Raw genomic sequence first — 19559 nt, 5'->3', positions numbered from 1 at the left:
TACGATGCATTTTTTTGAAAATGGATTTGAGCTCGTCGACAATTTTATTTCTCAGCATTGGCTGAAAATGATCGTTAGCGAAATCGAAAAATCCACGAACCTGAGTATCAATAGCGGCGTCAGACACATCAATAAAAAATTGACTACCATCGCGGACTATCTAAATAGCACCGAATTTCAAAATAAGTCTCAGATTTTTTTACCTGCTGGTGCCTCTTTAGTGCGAGCCATCCTATTTAATAAATCAGCCGCAGCAAACTGGTACGTAAGCTGGCATCAGGACAAAACCGTTTCAGTTTCCAAACAATTTGATGCAGCCGGCTGGCGTACCTGGAGTGTCAAGGACGGCAGCTTACACGTGCAGCCACCGTTAGCAGTCTTGGAGGGAATGGTAACGATACGGATCCATCTGGATGCGACACCGAAAGAAAACGCTTGTCTGAAAGTGATTCCTGATAGCCATAAGTTAGGGCTATTATCGCCCGAACAGATCAACGGCATCGTGGCGGCAAATGAAGCGCTTTATTGTGAAGCAAATCAAGGAGCAGCGCTCGTCATGCGTCCGCATTTGCTGCATGCATCAAATAAAAGTATCATTCCCGGCAATCGACGTGTTTTGCATTTTGAGTTTAGCAACTGGCCATTACCCGAGGGTATTTTTTGGGAATAGTTTGATTGTGGATAGCTCACCAAAAAAATCAATAAGGAGCACATTTTGAATACACTTAAATTTCTAAAGCGTCTGGCTGCACTTGGCTTATTGATCGCCTTCTTTTTGCCTCTGTCACAATGTTCAACACCAGAACAAAATATCAGTAAAGACCCGCCAACCCAAAGTAATCAGAACGCCAAGGTGAGACAAAGTGACGGCATTGTTTTTGCGGCGCGCATGGACAAAGACGATGCGCTATTGACGCTGACTAATGGCGTTGCTTTTTTTTGGCCGGTTCTCTTTACGCTTCTCGCTTTTTTCCGCCCTGAAGTAGAACAGAGCTTATCAATACGTCTAAGCGAAATTCTATTATGCCTGGGCTCCGCTTTCATTTTGCTACGCCTCACGAGCTTTGGTACGTTGTTACCAGGGGGTTACCTAGGATGGAGCGCTTTGGGTATCTATTTTGCGATCACACTATTCAATTTCATTGAACGCATACGTCGAACCTGGCAAGTACCCGCGTAAAACTTTGTTCCAACTGTCTAAAAGCAGACGAACACAATTTTAGAAGAACCCACCATGAGAACAAATTCACCCCTTGCCGTCGTACAAAGACAACTCGACGCTTACAACAGTAAAGATATCGACGCCTTAATGGCTAGCTATGCGCCTAACGCTGAGCAATTTACCTTACACGGTGAAATGCTGGCATCCGGTCACGCACAAATGCGTGACCGTTATCTGTCGCGCTTTGTTGAGCCTGATCTGCATGCCAAGCTGATATCCCGTATGGTCGTGGGGAATATGGTCACCGATGTCGAGCTGATCACACGTAACTTCCCCGAGGGCAAAGGTACGATAGAAATGCTTTGTATTTATGAAGTAATTGATGGACGGATTCAACGTGCGTCGTTTGCAATCGGAGACAAAACATTACATGCAGCTGACTAATGATCTCGCTTACTCTTTCGATTCGATTATCGGTTTGATTATCACTTATTTGAATAGGGATTAAATTCGAAGCTGATTATTTCTTTGTAGTTTTGTTGTTTTGCCTTTTAAACACTTATACTGTGCGACAAAAACAAAAACGACTTAGTTAACATAGGATCACGAGAAAACTATGCAGAAGAAACACAGTACAGAGAAAATAGTCAGCCCGGTCAAAGTAATCACCAGCGCAGCTAAAGATACTGCCAAGCTAATGACGGCGGACGGCGAACTCAAGAAAGGTTATGGCATCGTCAGCGGCGTCTGGGCATTGGGCCTTGCAATTTTATGTTTCTTAGGCGTGCTAGCTTTTCACTTCCCACAGTACTTAACGACACCAGAATTACGCCAAAAGTATTCACCTGACTTAATCCGGCATTTAATGTTTGCCGCCTTGGTCCTTTCAGGCTCAATCAGTCTAGTGAATTTACTGCTTAAACGCGCACGCAGTATTAATGGTGTGGCAGGGCTGTTAGTGTTAGCTTGTCTGGCGCTTGGCGGCTCCCATGTCCCCGTTGCGGACTTTCCTGATCACACGCCTTACATCGGTCTGGATTGGTTTATTTTAGATTTGTTAGGCTCGACTTTAATCTTCGTCGGCCTAGAAAAAATATTGCCGCTGTATCGCGGACAGCCTATTTTTAGAAAAGAATGGCAGACTGATCTGGTGCATTTTGCGGTCAATCATTTCATTATTGGTTTGGCTCTATTGACCGTCAATTTTTTGATTCACAAAATTTTTGGCTGGATTGCTATTCCTGCGGCGCAAGAGCTGGTGCAAGCAATTCCTTTCATACCGCAACTTTTACTCTGTATTCTTGTCGCAGATCTGGCGCAATACTGGACGCATCGTGCTTATCACGAGGTCCCGTTTTTTTGGCGTTTCCATGCCGTGCATCACAGCACCAAGACCATGGATTGGCTGGCTGGCTCGCGTATGCATATGCTGGAATTAATCGCGACCCGTGTTTTGGTATTAGGTAGTTTGTATGTACTGGGATTTGAAAAATCGGTGATGGATATTTACATTATCGTGGTTGGATTTCAGGCCGTGTTTAATCATGCGAACGTGCACGTCAATTGGGGGCCATTGAAGTATTTAATCGTGACCCCTGACTTTCATCATTGGCATCATTCGTCTGACGATATCGCCATCGATAAAAATTACGCTGCCCATTTTTCTTTCCTCGATCATCTGTTTGGTACCGCGATCAAAGGACAGAAAGGTTTTCCAGAACACTACGGCGTATACGGTGATTACATGCCTGAAGGCTTTATGGCGCAGCAACGCTTTCCCTTTCACGTCGATCCGTATCGGGCGGGTACGGCAGCGATACTGCGTTCAAAACGCCGTAAACGCCAACGAGAAAAAGATGCCGCAATGCGTGAATCCGAGAAGTAAATTGGTACCTGCTTTGCAAACAAACTTAGGCTCAACTCATGCACACCTTTTTCAATCGGCGCCGTAGAATTTTTCTCGTTCTCACGTCAGGCACTTGTCTTCCGGTGTGTCGGTCTGCTCAGGCCGCAGAGACACGAATTCAAGCGCCGAACGTGGTACCAATCTCAACTCGATTATTCACTTCGGGGCAACCTGATTTAGAAACGCTAAGCAGCTTGTCACAACAAGGATTTGAGGCCCTGATCTATTTGGCACCGCCCACTTCATCCGATGCGGTTCCCGGCGAAGCAGAAATTATCCGGCGTCAGGGCATGGAATTCGTCAATATACCGATACAGTTTGGCAACCCAACACAAGCGGACTTCGATGCGTTCGTCGATGCGATGAACCGATTTCGCAATCGCAAATTATTAGTCCATTGCCAGGTCAATATGCGCGCTTCGAGTATGACGTTTCTGTATCGCGTCATCTTTGGACACGAAAAACCAGAGCTAGCTTACGAGTCTGTAGCTCGAGTATGGTCACCAAGCGGCGCTTGGAAGAGACTCATCACCGAACAGTTGCAAAAAGCGAACATCGCGTTTGAGCCGTATTGAGTTTTATTTTTAGCTTTGATTTCTTAATTTTTTGCTCTAGTTGTTTCAAGCCACAAGAAGAAATCTCCTAGATCCAACGTTTTTTTGCTAGGATGCTGCGCTTACCTGCTTTTGAGGCTTATTGCTTTTTAATTCACCCTATTATGCTGCGCGAAAAACTATTCTTGAGTATCGTTTCCTTGATTTTGTCCATGATGACCGGCTTAGCCTGTTCACCGTTATTGTTAGCGCTCATGGCAGATCCGCTGAAAGCTAGTCAGCTTGCCACCAACGTCTTACTGATTTTGCCAGTAATTAGTCTTGGTCTAATTTGGTATGCGCAACCCGCCTCCGTATTCGTTTTGCGCCGTTTTAGCTTTTTGACTTGGGCTATCGTGTTAATGAGTGTAGGCGTAGCAAATCTCATCTTAATCAAAGATCATACCAATTCACACAGCACGATTATTATGCTCGGTGCAGTTTGCGTAGCTATCAGTATGCATGCGCACATCAAAGGCAAAAAACAGCAAAAAAATTAACCATAATTCAAGTAACAAGTTGATTAGTAAGCTGTATTCTATGCTTAGACTTTCTTGCTAATCAGAAAAAGACACTATTTGAAAAACATTCTTAATTTTTTCGCTCACCATCGATAAACGTGGCCTATTTAGGCTATCATTTTCAGTAGTTAGCAAGGTTTGAGTTCTTCGTAGTTAAAGCGATACTGTTTCAATTTATAGTATGGTTACCGGAGCAGTTCAATGGAAATGAAAATCTTGGTCATCGATGACGCACAGATTAATGTGCTACTGATTTGTCGTTTACTGGAAAAACTTGAGAACTGTTCTTCCCTCAGCTTTCTCGACCCCCACTTAGCACTTGACTGGTGCCAAGATCAAACGCCTGATCTGGTCTTGGTCGATTACATGATGCCAGTGATGAATGGCATAGAATTTATTCGTCAGTTTCGTCTGTTCCCGCATTGCCAAGATATTCCGGTGCTCATGATAACCGCTAATGACGAGGTGGCCTTGCGCTACGAAGCCTTAGAAGTCGGCGCCAATGACTTCCTGATCAAGCCCGTTGATAAAATTGAATTCCTAGCGCGCACCAAAAATATGCTGGCATTACGACGCAACCAGCGCTATTTGGAGAACCGTGCCAGCTGGCTCGATGCGGAAGTTCGGAAAGCCACGTTAGAAATTCGCGAGCGAGAACAAGAAACCATTTTGCGTCTGTGCAAAGCCGCCGATTCACGTGACCCGGAAACCGGTGCCCACATCGTAAGAATGGCGAATTACTCTCGCCTGATAGCAGAACATCTCGGTTTAGCCAAAGAGATGCAGCAGATGATTCTGGAAGCCGCGCCTATGCATGACATCGGCAAAGTGGGTATCCCAGATCATATTTTACTAAAGCCAGGTAAATTGAGCGTTGACGAATTTTCCATCATGAAAACTCATGCCAGCCTTGGCTATCAAATTCTCGATGGCAGTGCATCAGAGACCTTGCAAATGGGGGCGTTGATCGCACTGTCCCATCATGAGAAATTCGATGGTAGCGGTTATCCTCAAGGTTTGTCTGGCAATGACATTCCCTTAGTTGCGCGCATAGTCGCGGTAGCGGATGTATTTGATGCACTGACTTCGGAGCGTCCCTATAAACCAGCGTGGGACATCGACCGTGCCGTCAATTTTTTGAAAGAAGGTAGCGGGCAACACTTTGATCCGCAGTGCATCAATGCCTTTTTCTTCGACTTCTCTAAAGTCATGGAAATTAAAGAACGCTATCAAGAGGCAAGCGAAGACACAAAATCATTTGGCTCTTATTGAATCTAGCTTACAAATTTTACTGGTCATCCATCCAATTCAAACCGAAAGAGGGACAAAATGGAAATACTTCAGTTGGTACTCAAAGATCTCAAGACAGATATCGACAAGCTAGCAGATTTAGCCAGCTTTGATCCCCAATTGGTACTGGTGTTTGGTTATACCGAGCATTTTGCCAACCCTATCTTGGCGGCATCACTCGAAAAGTATTTTCCCCATGCGCAGCGAGTTGGCTGCAGTACGGCCGGCGAGATCGTCGGTTCAGGCGTACTGAGCCACACGACAGTAGTTAGCGCGATTCGTTTCAACTCGACCACGTTTAAAGTAGCGACCGCCGCCATTGAGGGGATGGATAATTCCTTTAATGCCGGGCAATTACTCGCAGAACAATTACAAAATGGCGATCCACAAGCCGTCATTGTTTTCGGTCAGGGCGTCGATATTAACGGCAGCGCGATGATCGAAGGTATGGTTGATCGCTTGGGTAAGACTTTACCGATTACAGGTGGACTAGCTGGCGACGACGGTGCATTCACTAAAACCTACACACTCTCAAATGCGGGCGTCTCGACTTCAAGTATTGTAGGCATCAGCTTTTTTGGCGAAAAATTAATATTTTCTCACGGCAGCTTTGGCGGCTGGAAGCCGTTTGGACCGACCCGCAAAGTGACTCGTTGTATCGATAATATTTTATATGAACTGGATGGTGAACCCGCATTAGCAGTGTACAAACGATACTTGGGTGAATATGCCAAAGACTTGCCAGGATCAGGTCTGTTGTTCCCCTTTGAAATGCTGAGCGATGCGCAAGAATCTTTAGGACAAATTCGTACCATATTGGGTGTCAATGAAGATGACGGCAGTCTGATATTGGCGGGTGTTATCAATCCTGAAGGCTATTTAAGGTTGATGCACGCCCATACCAATGATCTGGTGGATGGTGCTGAAATCGCGGCGAATGCGACGATCGACAGCGTAACGCAAAAAGATGGTCAAGCCTTGGGTTTACTGGTGAGTTGCGTGGGACGTAAATTAGTCATGGGCGGCCGCGTCGATGAGGAAGTTGAAGCGGTACAAGAAATTTTGGGCGAGCACACCGTGGTATGTGGCTTTTACTCGAATGGCGAAATTTGTCCCGGCTATCAACTTAAGGCTTGCAGTCTCCATAACCAAACTATGACGATCACGTATCTAGCAGAGAGTGTTTAATGCCACACAAACTATCGTTAAGGCAATACAAACGCTTACTCGGCATTCAAAGTGAAGAGCAGCTGTCAGAAGTGCTCGCAGAATTTGAAAACCTTACCGAAGCAAGTGGCTTAAGCGATACGGCACGAACTGCATTAAAAGGGATACGACATTTTTTCGCCCAGGCAGATGAAGCCTATCAGCAAGCTGACCGGGACTTAGCTTTAGGCAAACGTAGCCTGGAGCTAAGTTCCGACGAATTAATGGCAGCTAATCAAACTTTGCGACATGAAGCGGAATTACGCCAGCATGTCATGCAAACCCTGCGCAGAACGACGAATGAAGTGCTCGCGCAATTAGGGAAACGTCTGGCTGACGAAGACAGTCTGGAAAATATCAGTACACTTTTAGCAGGCTTGGTAAGTGAAATACTCAATACCCGCGATGAATTACAAGCGGCGTTGGCGGCCATTGAGAATCAGCAGTTCGCGCTCGATCAACATGCCATTGTCAGCATCACGGATGCCGCCGGCAATCTGATTTATACGAACGATAAATTCTGCGAGATAAGCCAATACACGCGTGAAGAACTACTGGGAAGCAATCACCGTATTGTCAATTCCAGACTACATACTCAAGAATTTTTTGCCGCGATGTGGGGTACGATCACGCAAGGTAAAGTCTGGCATGGCGACATACGCAATCGCGCCAAAGATGGCAGCATGTATTGGACAAACGCAACGATAGTCCCTTTCCTCGACTTAGATAAAAAACCCTATCAATACATCTCTATCAGAACTGATATTACCCAAGAACGCTTGTTAAAAGAAGCTATCGAGGCCAGCAAGCAACTATTGCAAAATGTCATGAATACCTTGGGCGAAGGTGTGTATACCTTAGATGCGGCAGGAAACTGTTCGTTTTTAAATCCAGAAGCCGAAAAAATTCTAGGATGGCCATTGAGTGAAGTACATGGTAAGAATCTGCATGAAGTTATTCACTCAAAAACACCGGATGGTCAATATCTAGAACACGCAGCTTGTCCGATTAACAGTGCGGTAAGTACAGGTCAGGTATTCCGTTCGGATCAGGAATATTTCCGGCATCGTTCTGGAGATTTGATTCCTATCTCCATCGTCGCCTCCCCCATATTTGAAAATGGCGAAATTGTAGGATCCGTCGCTGCGTTCCAAGATATTAGCACTCGACTTGCCGCCGACCAAGCGCTGCGCGACAGCGAGCATAAACAACGCATGATCTTGGATAATGCGGCTGACGCGGTGTTTGTCGCTGACAAAAACGAACGTTGGATCTACGTCAACGACCTGGCACTAAATCTACTGAAGTTTACTCGTGAAGAATTGATTGGAACCAGCATTTACGAACTACTGCCAGAACAATACCGGGCCGTTTCCAAACAGACATTCACCGTTAGGTTGCAGTCTGAAAAATTTATCCGTCAAGAGATACACTTACTCAAAAAAGAGGGTGGATCGGTGCCCGTGGAAATGAACGCTGCGCTATTACCGGATGGCAGCATCTATGGCTCCTGCCGTGACATCACAAGCAGGAAAGAATTCGAAGCAGCATTAATCCGTGCCAAAGTAGGCGCAGAAGACGCAAGTAAAGCGAAGAGCGAATTCTTAGCCACGATGAGTCATGAGATTCGGACCCCAATGAATGGCATCATAGGCATGACAGAGTTAGCTTTGGATACTGAACTCGCACCTCAGCAACGTGAATACTTGGAATTAGTCAAAGTGTCCTCGGATTCACTGCTGGCTATCATCAATGACATTTTGGATTTTTCAAAAATCGAGTCCGGCAAACTCACGTTGGAAAAAATCGAGTTTCCTATCCGCGAACTCATCGCCACGATGCTCAAAGCGTCTGCAATCCGGGCGGACAAAAAGAACATAGAACTGGTGTATCAGATTGATCCTGAGCTACCTGAAATTTTGATTGGCGATCCGGGAAAACTTCGCCAGATTCTAAGCAATCTACTGGTCAATGCGATTAAGTTTAGCGAGCAGGGTACGATCACGATCGACATCAATTTGGTTGAATTGCTTGATGATACCGCGCGCATCCATTTCTCAGTAACTGATCAAGGTATAGGTATAGAGCAGTTTAAGCTAGCTCAAATCTTTCAACCATTTAGTCAGGCCGATGCGTCAACTACCCGCAAATACGGCGGTACCGGATTAGGCTTATCCATCTCATCTAGATTGGTACAAGCGATGAATGGAAAATTGCAAGTACAGAGTGAAGTTGATCAAGGCAGTTGCTTCTATTTCTCAGCCGATTTTGGCGTGAGTTCCGCAAGCAGGAGTCCTTTACAAGCCATGCATTTACAAGGATTGAGTGCCTTGGTGGTCGATGATAATGCCATCAATCAACGCTACATTCGCGACACTTTACTGAATTGGCAAATGAATGTCGAAGTGGCTAGTGGCGCCAAAGAGGCACTGGATATGCTACAGCAATACACCAAGACTCAGCGGCAGTTTAACTTAATTCTACTCGATGCCTGCATGCCTGAAATAGACGGTTTTACGCTTGCAGCACAAATCATCGAGCGGCAACTGTCTGGTAGCGCAAAAATGCTGATGCTATCGTCCGCAGCATCGCAAGATGATGCCCAACGCTGTGAATCTATAGGCATTGCCGGTTACATTCGCAAACCCATCAGTCAACAAGAATTACAGATTGCCATCGATGCCGTGTTCCAAGGGGTCGCTACAGGTGCTATTCATTATATTAATTTAGCTGCCAATGATACGCACGCTGGGCAGCCGCGCTTGCGCGTTTTGGTCGCAGAGGATAATGCAATCAATCAGAAACTTGCTATCAATCTTCTCAAAAAATGGGGGCATATCCCTGATATCGCAGAAAATGGACGAATTGCCATTGAAAAATTTTCCGCAAGTGCGACTACTACCCCCTACGACCTCATACTCATGGATATGCAAATGCCGGAGATGGGCGGGATAGAGGCAACGCAAATAATCCGGACCCTGGAACCACTAGAACAGCGCATTCCGATTATCGCGATGACCGCAAACGCGATGCAAGGCGACCGAGAACGTTGTCTTGAAGCGGGCATGGACCACTACTTATCAAAGCCGATCAAATCAGAAAGTTTAAAAGAACTTATTACGCTAATTGCATCACACAAAACAATCAAGACTCAAGCAGACGAGCAAACATTGTCAACTGCAGAGAATGCCTTGGATGAGGGACTAAGCTTAAGTACAGATGCTTTCGACTTTACCAAAGCAATGCTAGGCGGTGATGAAGAAATCATACAAATTATCACTCCTATGTTTTTGGAAGGCTGCGATAGCCAAGTTGAGGAAATACAATCGGCTATTCAAGATAAGAATGCCGAGTTACTGTACCGAAGTGCTCATACTTTCAAAGGCCTGGTCGGCAACTTTAATGCCAAGCCTATCGAAGCATTGGCGAAGGCGCTGGAACTTAAAGGAAAACAAAACGACTTTGACGACACCACAATTTTGTTTGCAGAGATGCGCGAATTTATCGAGCCTCTTAAAATCGCTCTCAGGAAGTATCTGGAGGAGCATCCCTCTTAATCACAAGCTAAACATACTCAAACCCGCTTCAATTTAGCTAATCAAAACTATGTTAAGAAGTTTTAAAGAATTGTGATGGCGATTGCCCGAAGGTTTTTTTAAACATCGCAGAGAAAGCCGATTGACTCGCATAACCCAGTTCTGCTGCCACCACAGACAAGGGTTTCCCGCTTGCAATCAGAGGTGCCGCGCGTGCCAGCCGCATTTGCTGACGCCACAGCCCAAAACTCATTTGCATTTCGCTCTGGAATAATCGCGCTAAGGTGCGTTCCGATGCGCCGACTTGTTTTGAGAGGTCATAGAGACTGAGCTGGGAGGCTGGCTCTGCAATTAAGATTTCGCACAAGCTACGCAAGCGGTTGTCCCGTGGCATAGGCACGTTCAAGGGTAAAGGCGCGGCGTGAGCTAATTCATCCAATAAGCAGGCAGCCAAATGTGCTTCACGTTGGGCATGAAGGACATCACCTTTTTGATAATCTTGTGAGAGTTCCAAGTCTGTCAAACAGCGCACTAGTTCGCGCATCAAGCCTGACACCTCCAACACCACGCACTCGTCACCACTGATAGGTAGCACCGATTTCTCGATGTGAATGGCTCTTAACTTGGCACGCTCTAGCGTTCGCACCTCATGCACAACGTGAGCGGGAATCCAGATAGCTCGCTGTGGCGGGACAAACCAGGTTTGATGATTAGCGTTTACTTGGACCGCACCATCAATCGCATAAGTCACCTGCCCCCAGTCGTGTTGGTGAGCACTGAGTAATTCATCAGCACCGAGGTCGCGTGCCACTACACGTACCGGACGTGCAGGCGTTGGGGATAAGCTAACAGGCGGTGAACCGGTATGGGTAATGGGTACTTGCAACATTTTTGATAATGATTTTTAAAAAGCTACTTACTGGATTAGCTACCAATTATGTTAGCAAGGGGTGACAAAGCGGAGAATTGGCGCATTTAGAATAAATTATGACTGTTTATCTTAAAACAGACGAGCCATTTTTACTTACACTACTTTAAATAAATGTAATCGCAATTAACAAGCACTGGACTTCGACGATTTAGTCCAAGCACGCTCAAGGTATCTAACACCCGATTCGCCTCAAACACGTCAAATTCCCGTCACGCGATAAGCGCCAACAGAAAGCAATTAATTATGACTAGCATCACCGCCAACCAAACACACACACAATTACCAAACAGCATGAAGCAAGATGCAATGGTGATCAGCTTAGTTGGTTTGGCGCATGGTATTTCACATTTCTTCCATATGATTTTGGCTCCGCTGTTTCCATGGCTCAAGGAAGCATTTGGTTTGTCTTATGCAGAACTTGGTCTGCTGATGAGCGCATTTTTTGTAGTATCTGGTATCGGCCAGGCCTTATCAGGATTCGTCGTTGATAAGATTGGCGCCCGAGCTGTTCTATTTTTTGGCATTAGCTGCCTCGCGTTATCGGCAGTCGTGCTGGCGGTTGCACCGAACTATACGATGTTAATGCTAGGTTCTATGTTGGCCGGCCTAGGCAATAGTGTGTTTCACCCAGCCGATTACACCATCCTCAATAAGTGCGTTACTACGCAGCGTTTGAGTCACGCATTTTCTGTGCACGGCATCAGTGGCAATCTGGGCTGGGCGGCAGCGCCCGTGTTTTTGGTAACACTGGCCAACCTCTACAACTGGCGTATCGCTTTAATGGCCGCCGCTGCATTACCGCTGATCGTGTTGGCAATACTATTTAGCTATCGCCACCTCTTACACACCGATCCGAAACCACAAGCAACTACCGCAGAAAAGAACAACACTGAAGTGAATAGCGCTGAAAACAGTCTGTTTCATTTTCTCCGCCTACCCGCAGTGTGGATGTGTTTTTTATTCTTCTTCATGATTTCTATGGGAATCGGCGGCATACAAAGTTTCTCAGCGACCGCCTTGCGCGATGTGTATGGCATGTCATTAGCTTGGGCGACTGCGGCCTACACTGCCTACATGCTGACCTCCGCTGCCGGCATGATTTGGGGTGGCTTTATCGCAGCCAAAACCACCGATCATGACCGCACGATTACGGTGGCATTTTCTTTTTCTGCGATTGTTGCTCTGTTACTTTCGACCGGTTGGGTGTCAGGCAGTATGGCCGTCATCATGATGGGCGCGGTTGGTTTGGGCGCAGGTATTGCTGGCCCATCTCGTGATCTTCTGATCCGTGCTGCCTCACCTAAGAATGCAACTGGCCGTGTGTATGGCGTTGTATATTCGGGGCTCGATATCGGTCTGGCTGTATCACCAGCACTATTCGGCGCCATAATGGACGCACATCATCCGAGTTGGGTCTTTGCCTGTATAGGTCTATTTCAAATGCTCGCTATCTTTACCGCGGTAGGCGTCGGTAGCAATACTCGGAACAAACGAAAAAAGGCATAGGAACCGACCATAAGCCGTATTTGAAAATCATACATTTCTTGCCAGACCCACGCCAGATCTGGCAAGTTTTCAATATTTCACCAAATTTGTTGCTATAAAACAATGGTTTATCTCGAAATGCTTTTAGTAAAGCGCCGCCTGCGTGATAGCATTTTGTCCGCAGGATCTTCGAACTAAACGCGTAAAGACTTACAAGGCCTAAAAGCTCCCAGTTCTAATCCAATAAGACCACAGATACCTTCAAACGAGGCACAACCAAACGAAGTTGGTCGCCTGATTCAGGTGTGTTTGAGAGTCTTCTTTATGACCAATTTCAGGAGAGCAATATGATCGGCCTAGGCCTCATTCATCGAATCAATGTCAGCAAACGTTTGGGTGCGCTGGTACTCAGCTCGTTGCTGGGTATCATCGCTATCAGCGTGTTTTTTGTTGTCACAGAAAAAAATCTAATCCTAAAAGAACATCAGCTAGGCATCCAACACACGGTTGAGTTAGCAAACTCACTAGTAGAGCATTACCAAAAGCAAGTCACCGAATCCAAAATGAGTGAAGCTGATGCCAAGCAAGCAGCATTGGCTGCGGTGAAGACTTTACGTTTTGGTGAGAATGGCTATATGTGGATTAACGACACCCAGCCAAAGATGTTAATGCACCCCATTTTGCCTGTGATGGAAGGACAGGATCTTTCGGATAAAAAAGATAGTAAAGGTAAAGCTCTTTACATTGAGATGCGCGATATAGCAAAAAGCAAAGGCGCGGGCTTTGTCTCATTCATGTGGCCAAAACCGAATAGCACGGTTCCCGTCGAAAAGCTCGCTTACGTGAAACTCAATGCGCAATGGTCTTGGATCATTTCATCTGGCGTCTATATAGACTCTATCGACGCCATCGTTTACCAACGTACGATACAAATTCTAGTTATCGTCGCTATTGTCTCTCTATTGTTGTTCGCACTAGGCTTAATTATCGCACGAGGTTTAACCAAGCAATTGGGCTGCGAACCACAATATGCGATGGATATTACCAGCGCGATTGCAGCGGGCGATTTGACCGTGCATATTGAACTCGACGCCAAAAATCAAACCAGCTTGCTGTATTCCATCTTCAGCATGCGTAATAGTTTGCGCGACATTATTCGCGAAGTACGTAAAGGTACGGAATCGATTGTGACTTCATCGACTGAAATCGCCAGCGGCAATATGGATTTATCTTCACGCACCGAAAGTCAGGCAAGTGCCTTAGAAGAAACTGCAGCCTCTATGCTGACCTTAACCGATGCAGTGAATTTAAATTCGTCACATGCCCGCAACGCCAACCAAATGGCCGCGTCTGCCTCTAGCGTCGCGGTCAAAGGCGGAGCCGTCGTGAATCAAGTGATCGATACCATGAGTGTGATTAATGCCTCCTCACAGAAGATCGTCGACATCATTTCCGTGATCGATGGCATTGCATTCCAAACCAATATTTTGGCTCTGAATGCAGCGGTCGAAGCTGCACGTGCGGGTGAACAAGGTCGTGGCTTTGCCGTAGTGGCATCCGAAGTGCGTAGCCTGGCACAACGCTCAGCGAGTGCCGCTAAAGAAATCAAACAGCTGATAGGTGACTCAGTGGAAAGCGTCAAGCTTGGTACGCAATTGGTGGATCAGGCTGGCGACACCATGAAAGAAATCTTGGAGAGCGTAGAAAACGTCACCCAAATCATGGAAGAAATCACCAAAGCTTCAGACGAGCAAGCAACCGGTATCGCGCAAGTCAATACGGCAATCCACGAAATGGATGATGTCACTCAACAAAATGCAGCTCTGGTTGAACAAGCTGCTGCAGCAGCGGGCGCCATGCAAGAACAAGCTCATGCATTAACTCAGGTCGTCCACATGTTTAAGATGCGTGGTGATCCGGTGGTCAGTGCTAACGGTGCGACCATCAAACGAGCGCCACAATTGCATTAAACGTTTTATCTGAAAAGAATGGCTAGCGTGGCTTCAACGAGTATGAAACCACACTAGCCATTTTTTCACCCTTTGCACGCCACCACCTACAGAAATCACTGGCTGTCTACGCAAGGCTTCCTTACAATAACTCACGCCTATCAGCCTAAGGAATTCACATGAAACTAACTCGCTACATCTCCGTCGCTTTATTCAGCACTTGCATTGCCGCTAGTAGCTACGCCGCCGATGATTGGCGCCATCTCGATCCAGAAAACACCTTGGTCATCGACTCCAGCAAAGGTCGTATGATTATAGAAATGCGCCCCGAAATGGCGCCCAAAGCAGTTGAGCGCATCAAATTACTGACACGTGAAAAAACCTACGATGGTCTGCAATTTCACCGTGTGATCGCTAAGTTCGTAGCGCAAACGGGCAACCCCAATAATAAAGATGGCGGCGGCACAGCCTATCCGAATCTGCCACCAGAGATGATGTTCAAACTACCTTATCAAGCGGTCGATGTATTTGCCAGTAAGAGCAGCGATGCAGCAACAGGCTTTCTCGGCAGCGTGCCCATACAATCTTTGCCTATCACCGATACCATCAGCAAATCAAATGGGATGTTGCGCAGCTGGGGCGCGCACTGCCCTGGCGTTGCTGGCATGGGGCGCAACGAACCACGCGACTCGGCCAATAGCGAACTGTATTTCATGCTCGACGCCAGCCGTCGCCTGGATCGCGATTACACCGTATTTGGGCGTGTCGTCATAGGCATGGATGTTCTGCTGAACATCACCCATGGCGAACCTCCGGCGAATCCCGATATCATGAAAACCGTCAGAATCTTAGCCGACCTGCCTACCAGCGAACGTCCTCAAGTTAAAGTCATGAGCGGTAAAGTCTTAGAAAAGTTAATCGAAAAAAAACGTCATGAAAAAGGCGGCGATTTTAGTATTTGTGATGTAGACGTGCCTGCAAAATTGAATTAGAAATTAATTGCAACTAGTTATTTTCAAACCTGTATTTTCGAATAAACGAAATAGGAATCAGCCAGATTTTGTTATGCAGAGTCTGGCTTTTTTGTGACCTCCAGATAATTATCTGTTTCGATCAATTTGCATACAACAACTGCGCTCACTATTTCGGTTAAGATAAGATCGTTCAAGCGTTAACGCTTCATCTAACCATATGGCTGCAGAACATGACTACCCCTATTATCGTCACTGAAAAACCCGCAAGTCTGCTAAAAAATTACGCCAGCATTTTGCTACTTTTAGGCGGAATATGCATCGGTAGCTTGGTTGGTTTTATCTATGGCAATCAAGTCGAGCATATCAAATTCATCGGCGATATGTTTCTGAATTTATTATTCACCGCCATCATTCCTTTAGTATTTTTTACGATTGCTTCTTCCATCGCGAATCTGCAAAAAACGGATAGCCTCGGCAAACTCTTTGGCATCGTCAGTGGCGTTTTCCTAGCTACTGTTTTAATCTCTGCCGCGGTTATGGCGGCAGTGATGTTAGTCTTCCCGATTGCCCATGACGCAACTCTAAGTACGATGGCACAACAAGCCTTATTAGACAATCCAGCCAACAGCAATCACAGTTCTGGCACCAGTATCACACAGGTGTTAACAGTCAATGATTTTTTTGAACTGATGGCACGTAAAAATATGCTGGCATTGATCTTGATTTCTCTTTTGGTAGGATTCGCAACACTGCGAGCAGGAGAGAAAGGCAAAGCGTTTGCGAGTTTCTTAGATTCGGCGAATGAAGTGATGAAGCAACTACTCGAATTGATTATGAAAATCGCGCCACTGGGTTTAGGTGCATATTTCGCTTATCAGGTTGGTGTGTTTGGCCCTCAGTTATTAGGTGTTTATGTTCAGCCTTTAGCGCTGTATTACGTGACTTGCGCTGCTTACTTTGTGATTTTCTTTAGCCTGTATGCCTACTTGGCTGCAGGCAAATTAGGATTGAAAATTTTCTGGAAAAATAATCTGACGCCCGCACTAACTGCAGTCGGTACCTGCAGCAGCATAGCGACGATTCCGGCAAATTTATTAGCAGCAGAAAAAATGCATATTCCTGATTATGTACGCAACATCGTGATCCCACTGGGCGCGCCTATCCATAAAGATGGCTCCAGTATGTCCTCTATCATTAAACTCGCTTTGCTATTCGCAATGTTTGGAAAAGATTTTTCTGCGCCTACCATGCTGGTAGCGATTTTGGGGATCACTGTCCTTGTTTCGATTGTAGAAGGTGGCATCCCTAATGGTGGTTACATAGGCGAGGTATTTGCAATTACCGCCTTTGGTTTTCCTATGGAACAAGCATTACCCGTTGCGATGGTAATTGGCACACTGGTCGACCCTATCGCCACTTTGCTCAATGCCAACGGCGATCTGGTGTCTTCTATGTTAGTCACACGGATTGCCGAAGGTAAGCATTGGCTAAGCTCAAGATTAGGGCAAACATAGATCTGTGATGCAAAAGAAAATTCCCGATGGAAACAGACAAGTAAGTGATGGCAATTAAGATGTTGCCAGAGAGATTTATTTTAACTGAAATCACCTAAATCGGTATGAAAAATGCCTTACTTTTAAGAGCCGCCACAGGCTTATGCAGCACATTTAGGCTATACTCGTTAGCTATAAAAAGTTGGTTACTCATTTAAGAAAGTTAGCAATGCAACGAGCGAATACGGAAGAATATGAACTGTTTCATCGATTAACATTCCTGAAGTCTCTGCAGGACATCACCAATAAAATCCATGCGACTGACAATGTTCAGCAAATTATGCTGGATCTGTCTGATGCGATTCGTGATCAATTCAAAGCAGAACACTTAACCTTATACGCAGTCACAGAATCTAAGCTCGAAATTCAAACCACTGTCAAAACAGGTTTGAAATTGTTTAAAGATTTCACCCTGCCAATCGCTGGCAGCAGCATTGCCGGATACGTGGCCCTCACCAAAAAACTGATCAATATTCGCAATGTCTACGACGCGAACGAGTTGGCGCAGTACACCCCGAAATTAGAGTTTCGTAGCAAAGTGGATTCGCGTACTGGTTATCGCACCAAACAAATGTTGACGGGTCCCATCGTCAATGCCTCCAGCGGCGAAATACTCGGTGTATTGCAATTGATCAATACCTGTGAAGGTGATCATTTTTCTGCGATCATGGAAGACGGCATGCGCCTAGTCTGTGAGACACTGGCGGTCGCGTTTGAAAAGCGTTTAAAGCCTGCGCCTATGGTTCGTAGCAAGTACGATCATTTGGTCATTGATGGTGTACTCTCTGCGCCTGAATTAGCGCTGGCAACTAGTGCATCGCGTCGTAAAGGCCTTGATCTGGAGAATATCCTCGTTGATGAGTTCCAAGTATCTTTAAGAAGTATAGGCGAGGCACTAGCAAAATTTTATGGCTTCGACTACGAAGCCTATCGTGCTGATCGCAGTATTCCCTTGCTCACCAAAACTTTTCAGCGCAGTTTCGTAGAACGCCATGAATGGATCGTGATCGAATCAAGCGACAAACGGATACAAGTGCTTTGCACAGATCCAGAGGAATTGATCGAACACAATATCGTTAGTAATTTCTTTCCCGACACCAGCACGCGCTACTTCGTCACTACCCGCCGAGACTTCCATCAAACGGTATCAGATTTTTATCAAGAATATGACAATGGCTTAAGTAACGAGTCTAACTATGGGGAAGATTTTAGCCTTGGTGTGGCGACTGTCGCAGAACGTCAATTGCTCAAACGTGTAAACAAAACAGTCAACGACGCATTTCATAGCAAAGCTGTGGATATACATCTTAAGCAATACTATGTGCCCGAAAAAACGGCGACCATTTTACGTCGTAACGGCACTGTCAAAAAAATCAGCGGTCAGGTGATTATCGATTTTCATATTAACCATCCGGACCAACACGAGAGCTAGGAATAAATGCGGGGTGATCGCGCGCTGAGTGACGCGATCAGTTTACGTTGGCATAACTTTGGTTCAAGTCGTCATGACTCATTGAAACCTCAGCGACACTCAAACAGTGCACCTATCGTCTATCCAAGTCCGATTCTGAACCATGGTCATGGATTCCTGTCTCTTTTGCGCTCCAAATCAGGGCGACTTTGTGCGATTTTCTTCCAAGCTTCTCGTGCCTCCTGGAACATGGATTTGGCTTCCAAATGGGCGGCATACAACACCCACTCTTCAATCATTGCGTCTTCGCTCGGCTTTAGTTTTCCCAACTCCATCTGGGACAAGGTATCGATCAGGCGAAACTCACCACTAGCCATATAACGGCCACCATCACGTTCAGAAACAAAGCTCGCACTCCACTTATATGCTTTGCCTGGTACCCACTTCAAATGCAATGGTAAAACCCAGCTATTGCTCTGCGATTGTGCCTCAATGATCAAGCTCTCATCTTCATCAACTATACGGATATCGTAGGTGGCTTTTTCAACTGCTGCCCAATTTAGGTCTTTGGGTGGGTGCAACAATAATGCGCCATTCTCAGGAGTCAACACAGCGATTTTCGGTGGCAACTGACGCATACGAATCGCACCCGTTAATAATTGGCTAGACTCTGCCCCCACAACTAACTTTTCTTTCACCTGCTTCACTTCAGGTGCCGCGCCCTTAAGCAATTTAATCTGATCCTTTTCTGCCATGATGAGAGCGGGTCCAACAAATCGATAGACAGAACGATTGGCATATAAAGATACAGATAACTTGCTTCCCTGTTCCAACTGAATCTGTTCATTTTGCTTGAGATAACTTAAAAGTTGAAGTTTGCGCCCTTGCGCCTGATTCAGCACACTTACCTGCCCTTGCAAATCAAGGACGATGCCGACGCTCGGCTCTTTGTTACTGTTTGCCTGCTGTGCAGACACATTCATGGCAGAGATGTATATCAAAGCACTCAAGAAACATTGCGCTAATTTTTTCATAAGACACT

At 46.0% G+C, this 19559-nt stretch carries 16 protein-coding genes; 14 read left to right on the top strand and 2 right to left on the bottom strand.

The annotated features are described in order from the left end of the window. The first annotated feature begins 4 nt into the window (after positions 1-4). From ACO0KZ_RS11705 to ACO0KZ_RS11665, 9 genes are all read left to right on the top strand, one after another. Entirely contained in the window at positions 5-670 is a 666-nt protein-coding gene (locus tag ACO0KZ_RS11705; protein WP_422995340.1) for a phytanoyl-CoA dioxygenase family protein, read from the top strand. 45 nt (positions 671-715) lie between these two features. Then, positions 716-1180: a hypothetical protein gene (locus ACO0KZ_RS11700; RefSeq protein ID WP_422995339.1), complete on the top strand. Its 465-nt coding sequence runs from the start codon at positions 716-718 to the stop codon at positions 1178-1180. A 54-nt stretch (positions 1181-1234) separates the two neighbouring features. Then, positions 1235-1606: a nuclear transport factor 2 family protein gene (locus ACO0KZ_RS11695; RefSeq protein ID WP_422995338.1), complete on the top strand. Its 372-nt coding sequence runs from the start codon at positions 1235-1237 to the stop codon at positions 1604-1606. A gap of 253 nt (positions 1607-1859) precedes the next feature. After that, positions 1860-3047 carry a sterol desaturase family protein gene (locus tag ACO0KZ_RS11690; RefSeq protein WP_422996029.1) on the top strand — a complete coding sequence of 396 codons (1188 nt, stop codon included), beginning with the start codon at positions 1860-1862 and terminating at the stop codon, positions 3045-3047. Positions 3048-3199: 152 nt separating this feature from the next. Beyond that, positions 3200-3643, top strand: coding sequence for a protein tyrosine phosphatase family protein (locus tag ACO0KZ_RS11685; protein WP_422995337.1), 444 nt, complete (start codon positions 3200-3202; stop codon positions 3641-3643). A gap of 164 nt (positions 3644-3807) precedes the next feature. Further along, positions 3808-4161: a hypothetical protein gene (locus ACO0KZ_RS11680; protein ID WP_422995336.1), complete on the top strand. Its 354-nt coding sequence runs from the start codon at positions 3808-3810 to the stop codon at positions 4159-4161. 222 nt (positions 4162-4383) lie between these two features. Continuing rightward, positions 4384-5454, top strand: a complete 1071-nt coding sequence (locus tag ACO0KZ_RS11675; RefSeq protein WP_422995335.1) for an HD domain-containing phosphohydrolase — start codon at positions 4384-4386, stop codon at positions 5452-5454. A 57-nt stretch (positions 5455-5511) separates the two neighbouring features. After that, positions 5512-6660, top strand: coding sequence for an FIST signal transduction protein (locus ACO0KZ_RS11670; protein WP_422995334.1), 1149 nt, complete (start codon positions 5512-5514; stop codon positions 6658-6660). Continuing rightward, positions 6660-10235, top strand: coding sequence for a PAS domain S-box protein (locus ACO0KZ_RS11665; RefSeq protein WP_422995333.1), 3576 nt, complete (start codon positions 6660-6662; stop codon positions 10233-10235). Before ACO0KZ_RS11670 ends, ACO0KZ_RS11665 begins: the two co-directional genes overlap by 1 nt. Positions 10236-10287: 52 nt before the next feature. Here the strand turns inward: ACO0KZ_RS11665 and ACO0KZ_RS11660 are convergent, their stop codons facing one another. Beyond that, the gene (locus ACO0KZ_RS11660) at positions 10288-11103 is read right to left on the bottom strand and encodes an AraC family transcriptional regulator (RefSeq protein WP_422995332.1); all 816 of its coding nucleotides are present in this window, start codon (positions 11101-11103) and stop codon (positions 10288-10290) included. Between the two features lie 285 nt (positions 11104-11388). On the opposite strand from ACO0KZ_RS11660, the gene ACO0KZ_RS11655 reads away from it, so the two are divergent. The 5 genes from ACO0KZ_RS11655 (at position 11389) to ACO0KZ_RS11635 (ending at position 18538) form a co-directional block, all read left to right on the top strand. Continuing rightward, entirely contained in the window at positions 11389-12651 is a 1263-nt protein-coding gene (locus tag ACO0KZ_RS11655) for an MFS transporter (RefSeq protein WP_422995331.1), read from the top strand. A 326-nt stretch (positions 12652-12977) separates the two neighbouring features. Continuing rightward, the gene (locus ACO0KZ_RS11650; protein ID WP_422995330.1) at positions 12978-14600 is read left to right on the top strand and encodes a methyl-accepting chemotaxis protein; all 1623 of its coding nucleotides are present in this window, start codon (positions 12978-12980) and stop codon (positions 14598-14600) included. A 158-nt stretch (positions 14601-14758) separates the two neighbouring features. Then, positions 14759-15571: a peptidylprolyl isomerase gene (locus ACO0KZ_RS11645; protein ID WP_422995329.1), complete on the top strand. Its 813-nt coding sequence runs from the start codon at positions 14759-14761 to the stop codon at positions 15569-15571. A 212-nt stretch (positions 15572-15783) separates the two neighbouring features. Beyond that, a complete protein-coding gene (locus tag ACO0KZ_RS11640; protein WP_422995328.1) occupies positions 15784-17067 on the top strand; it encodes a dicarboxylate/amino acid:cation symporter in 1284 nt (427 codons plus the stop codon). A gap of 208 nt (positions 17068-17275) precedes the next feature. After that, positions 17276-18538 carry a GAF domain-containing protein gene (locus ACO0KZ_RS11635; protein ID WP_422995327.1) on the top strand — a complete coding sequence of 421 codons (1263 nt, stop codon included), beginning with the start codon at positions 17276-17278 and terminating at the stop codon, positions 18536-18538. Between the two features lie 146 nt (positions 18539-18684). On the opposite strand, the gene ACO0KZ_RS11630 is transcribed toward ACO0KZ_RS11635, so the two are convergent. Then, a complete protein-coding gene (locus tag ACO0KZ_RS11630) occupies positions 18685-19551 on the bottom strand; it encodes a hypothetical protein (RefSeq protein WP_422995326.1) in 867 nt (288 codons plus the stop codon). Between the last annotated feature and the right edge of the window lie 8 nt (positions 19552-19559).

Origin of the sequence: Undibacterium sp. Di24W, assembly GCF_049340325.1 — a bacterium.
Classification (GTDB): domain Bacteria; phylum Pseudomonadota; class Gammaproteobacteria; order Burkholderiales; family Burkholderiaceae_D; genus Undibacterium.
Note: the sequence above shows the minus strand (reverse complement) of the source record. Positions and strands in the feature narration are given on the sequence as shown.

Excerpts from the sequence above, each read along its gene's own strand:
- ACO0KZ_RS11705 (WP_422995340.1), top strand. The coding sequence starts at position 5 with ATGCATTTTTTTGAAAATGGATTTGAGCTCGTCGACAATTTTATTTCT.
- ACO0KZ_RS11695 (WP_422995338.1), top strand. The coding sequence starts at position 1,235 with ATGAGAACAAATTCACCCCTTGCCGTCGTACAAAGACAACTCGACGCT.
- ACO0KZ_RS11690 (WP_422996029.1), top strand. The coding sequence starts at position 1,860 with ATGACGGCGGACGGCGAACTCAAGAAAGGTTATGGCATCGTCAGCGGC.
- ACO0KZ_RS11675 (WP_422995335.1), top strand. The coding sequence starts at position 4,384 with ATGGAAATGAAAATCTTGGTCATCGATGACGCACAGATTAATGTGCTA.
- ACO0KZ_RS11670 (WP_422995334.1), top strand. The coding sequence starts at position 5,512 with ATGGAAATACTTCAGTTGGTACTCAAAGATCTCAAGACAGATATCGAC.
- ACO0KZ_RS11665 (WP_422995333.1), top strand. The coding sequence starts at position 6,660 with ATGCCACACAAACTATCGTTAAGGCAATACAAACGCTTACTCGGCATT.
- ACO0KZ_RS11660 (WP_422995332.1), bottom strand. The coding sequence starts at position 11,103 with ATGTTGCAAGTACCCATTACCCATACCGGTTCACCGCCTGTTAGCTTA.
- ACO0KZ_RS11655 (WP_422995331.1), top strand. The coding sequence starts at position 11,389 with ATGACTAGCATCACCGCCAACCAAACACACACACAATTACCAAACAGC.
- ACO0KZ_RS11650 (WP_422995330.1), top strand. The coding sequence starts at position 12,978 with ATGATCGGCCTAGGCCTCATTCATCGAATCAATGTCAGCAAACGTTTG.
- ACO0KZ_RS11645 (WP_422995329.1), top strand. The coding sequence starts at position 14,759 with ATGAAACTAACTCGCTACATCTCCGTCGCTTTATTCAGCACTTGCATT.
- ACO0KZ_RS11640 (WP_422995328.1), top strand. The coding sequence starts at position 15,784 with ATGACTACCCCTATTATCGTCACTGAAAAACCCGCAAGTCTGCTAAAA.
- ACO0KZ_RS11635 (WP_422995327.1), top strand. The coding sequence starts at position 17,276 with ATGCAACGAGCGAATACGGAAGAATATGAACTGTTTCATCGATTAACA.
- ACO0KZ_RS11630 (WP_422995326.1), bottom strand. The coding sequence starts at position 19,551 with ATGAAAAAATTAGCGCAATGTTTCTTGAGTGCTTTGATATACATCTCT.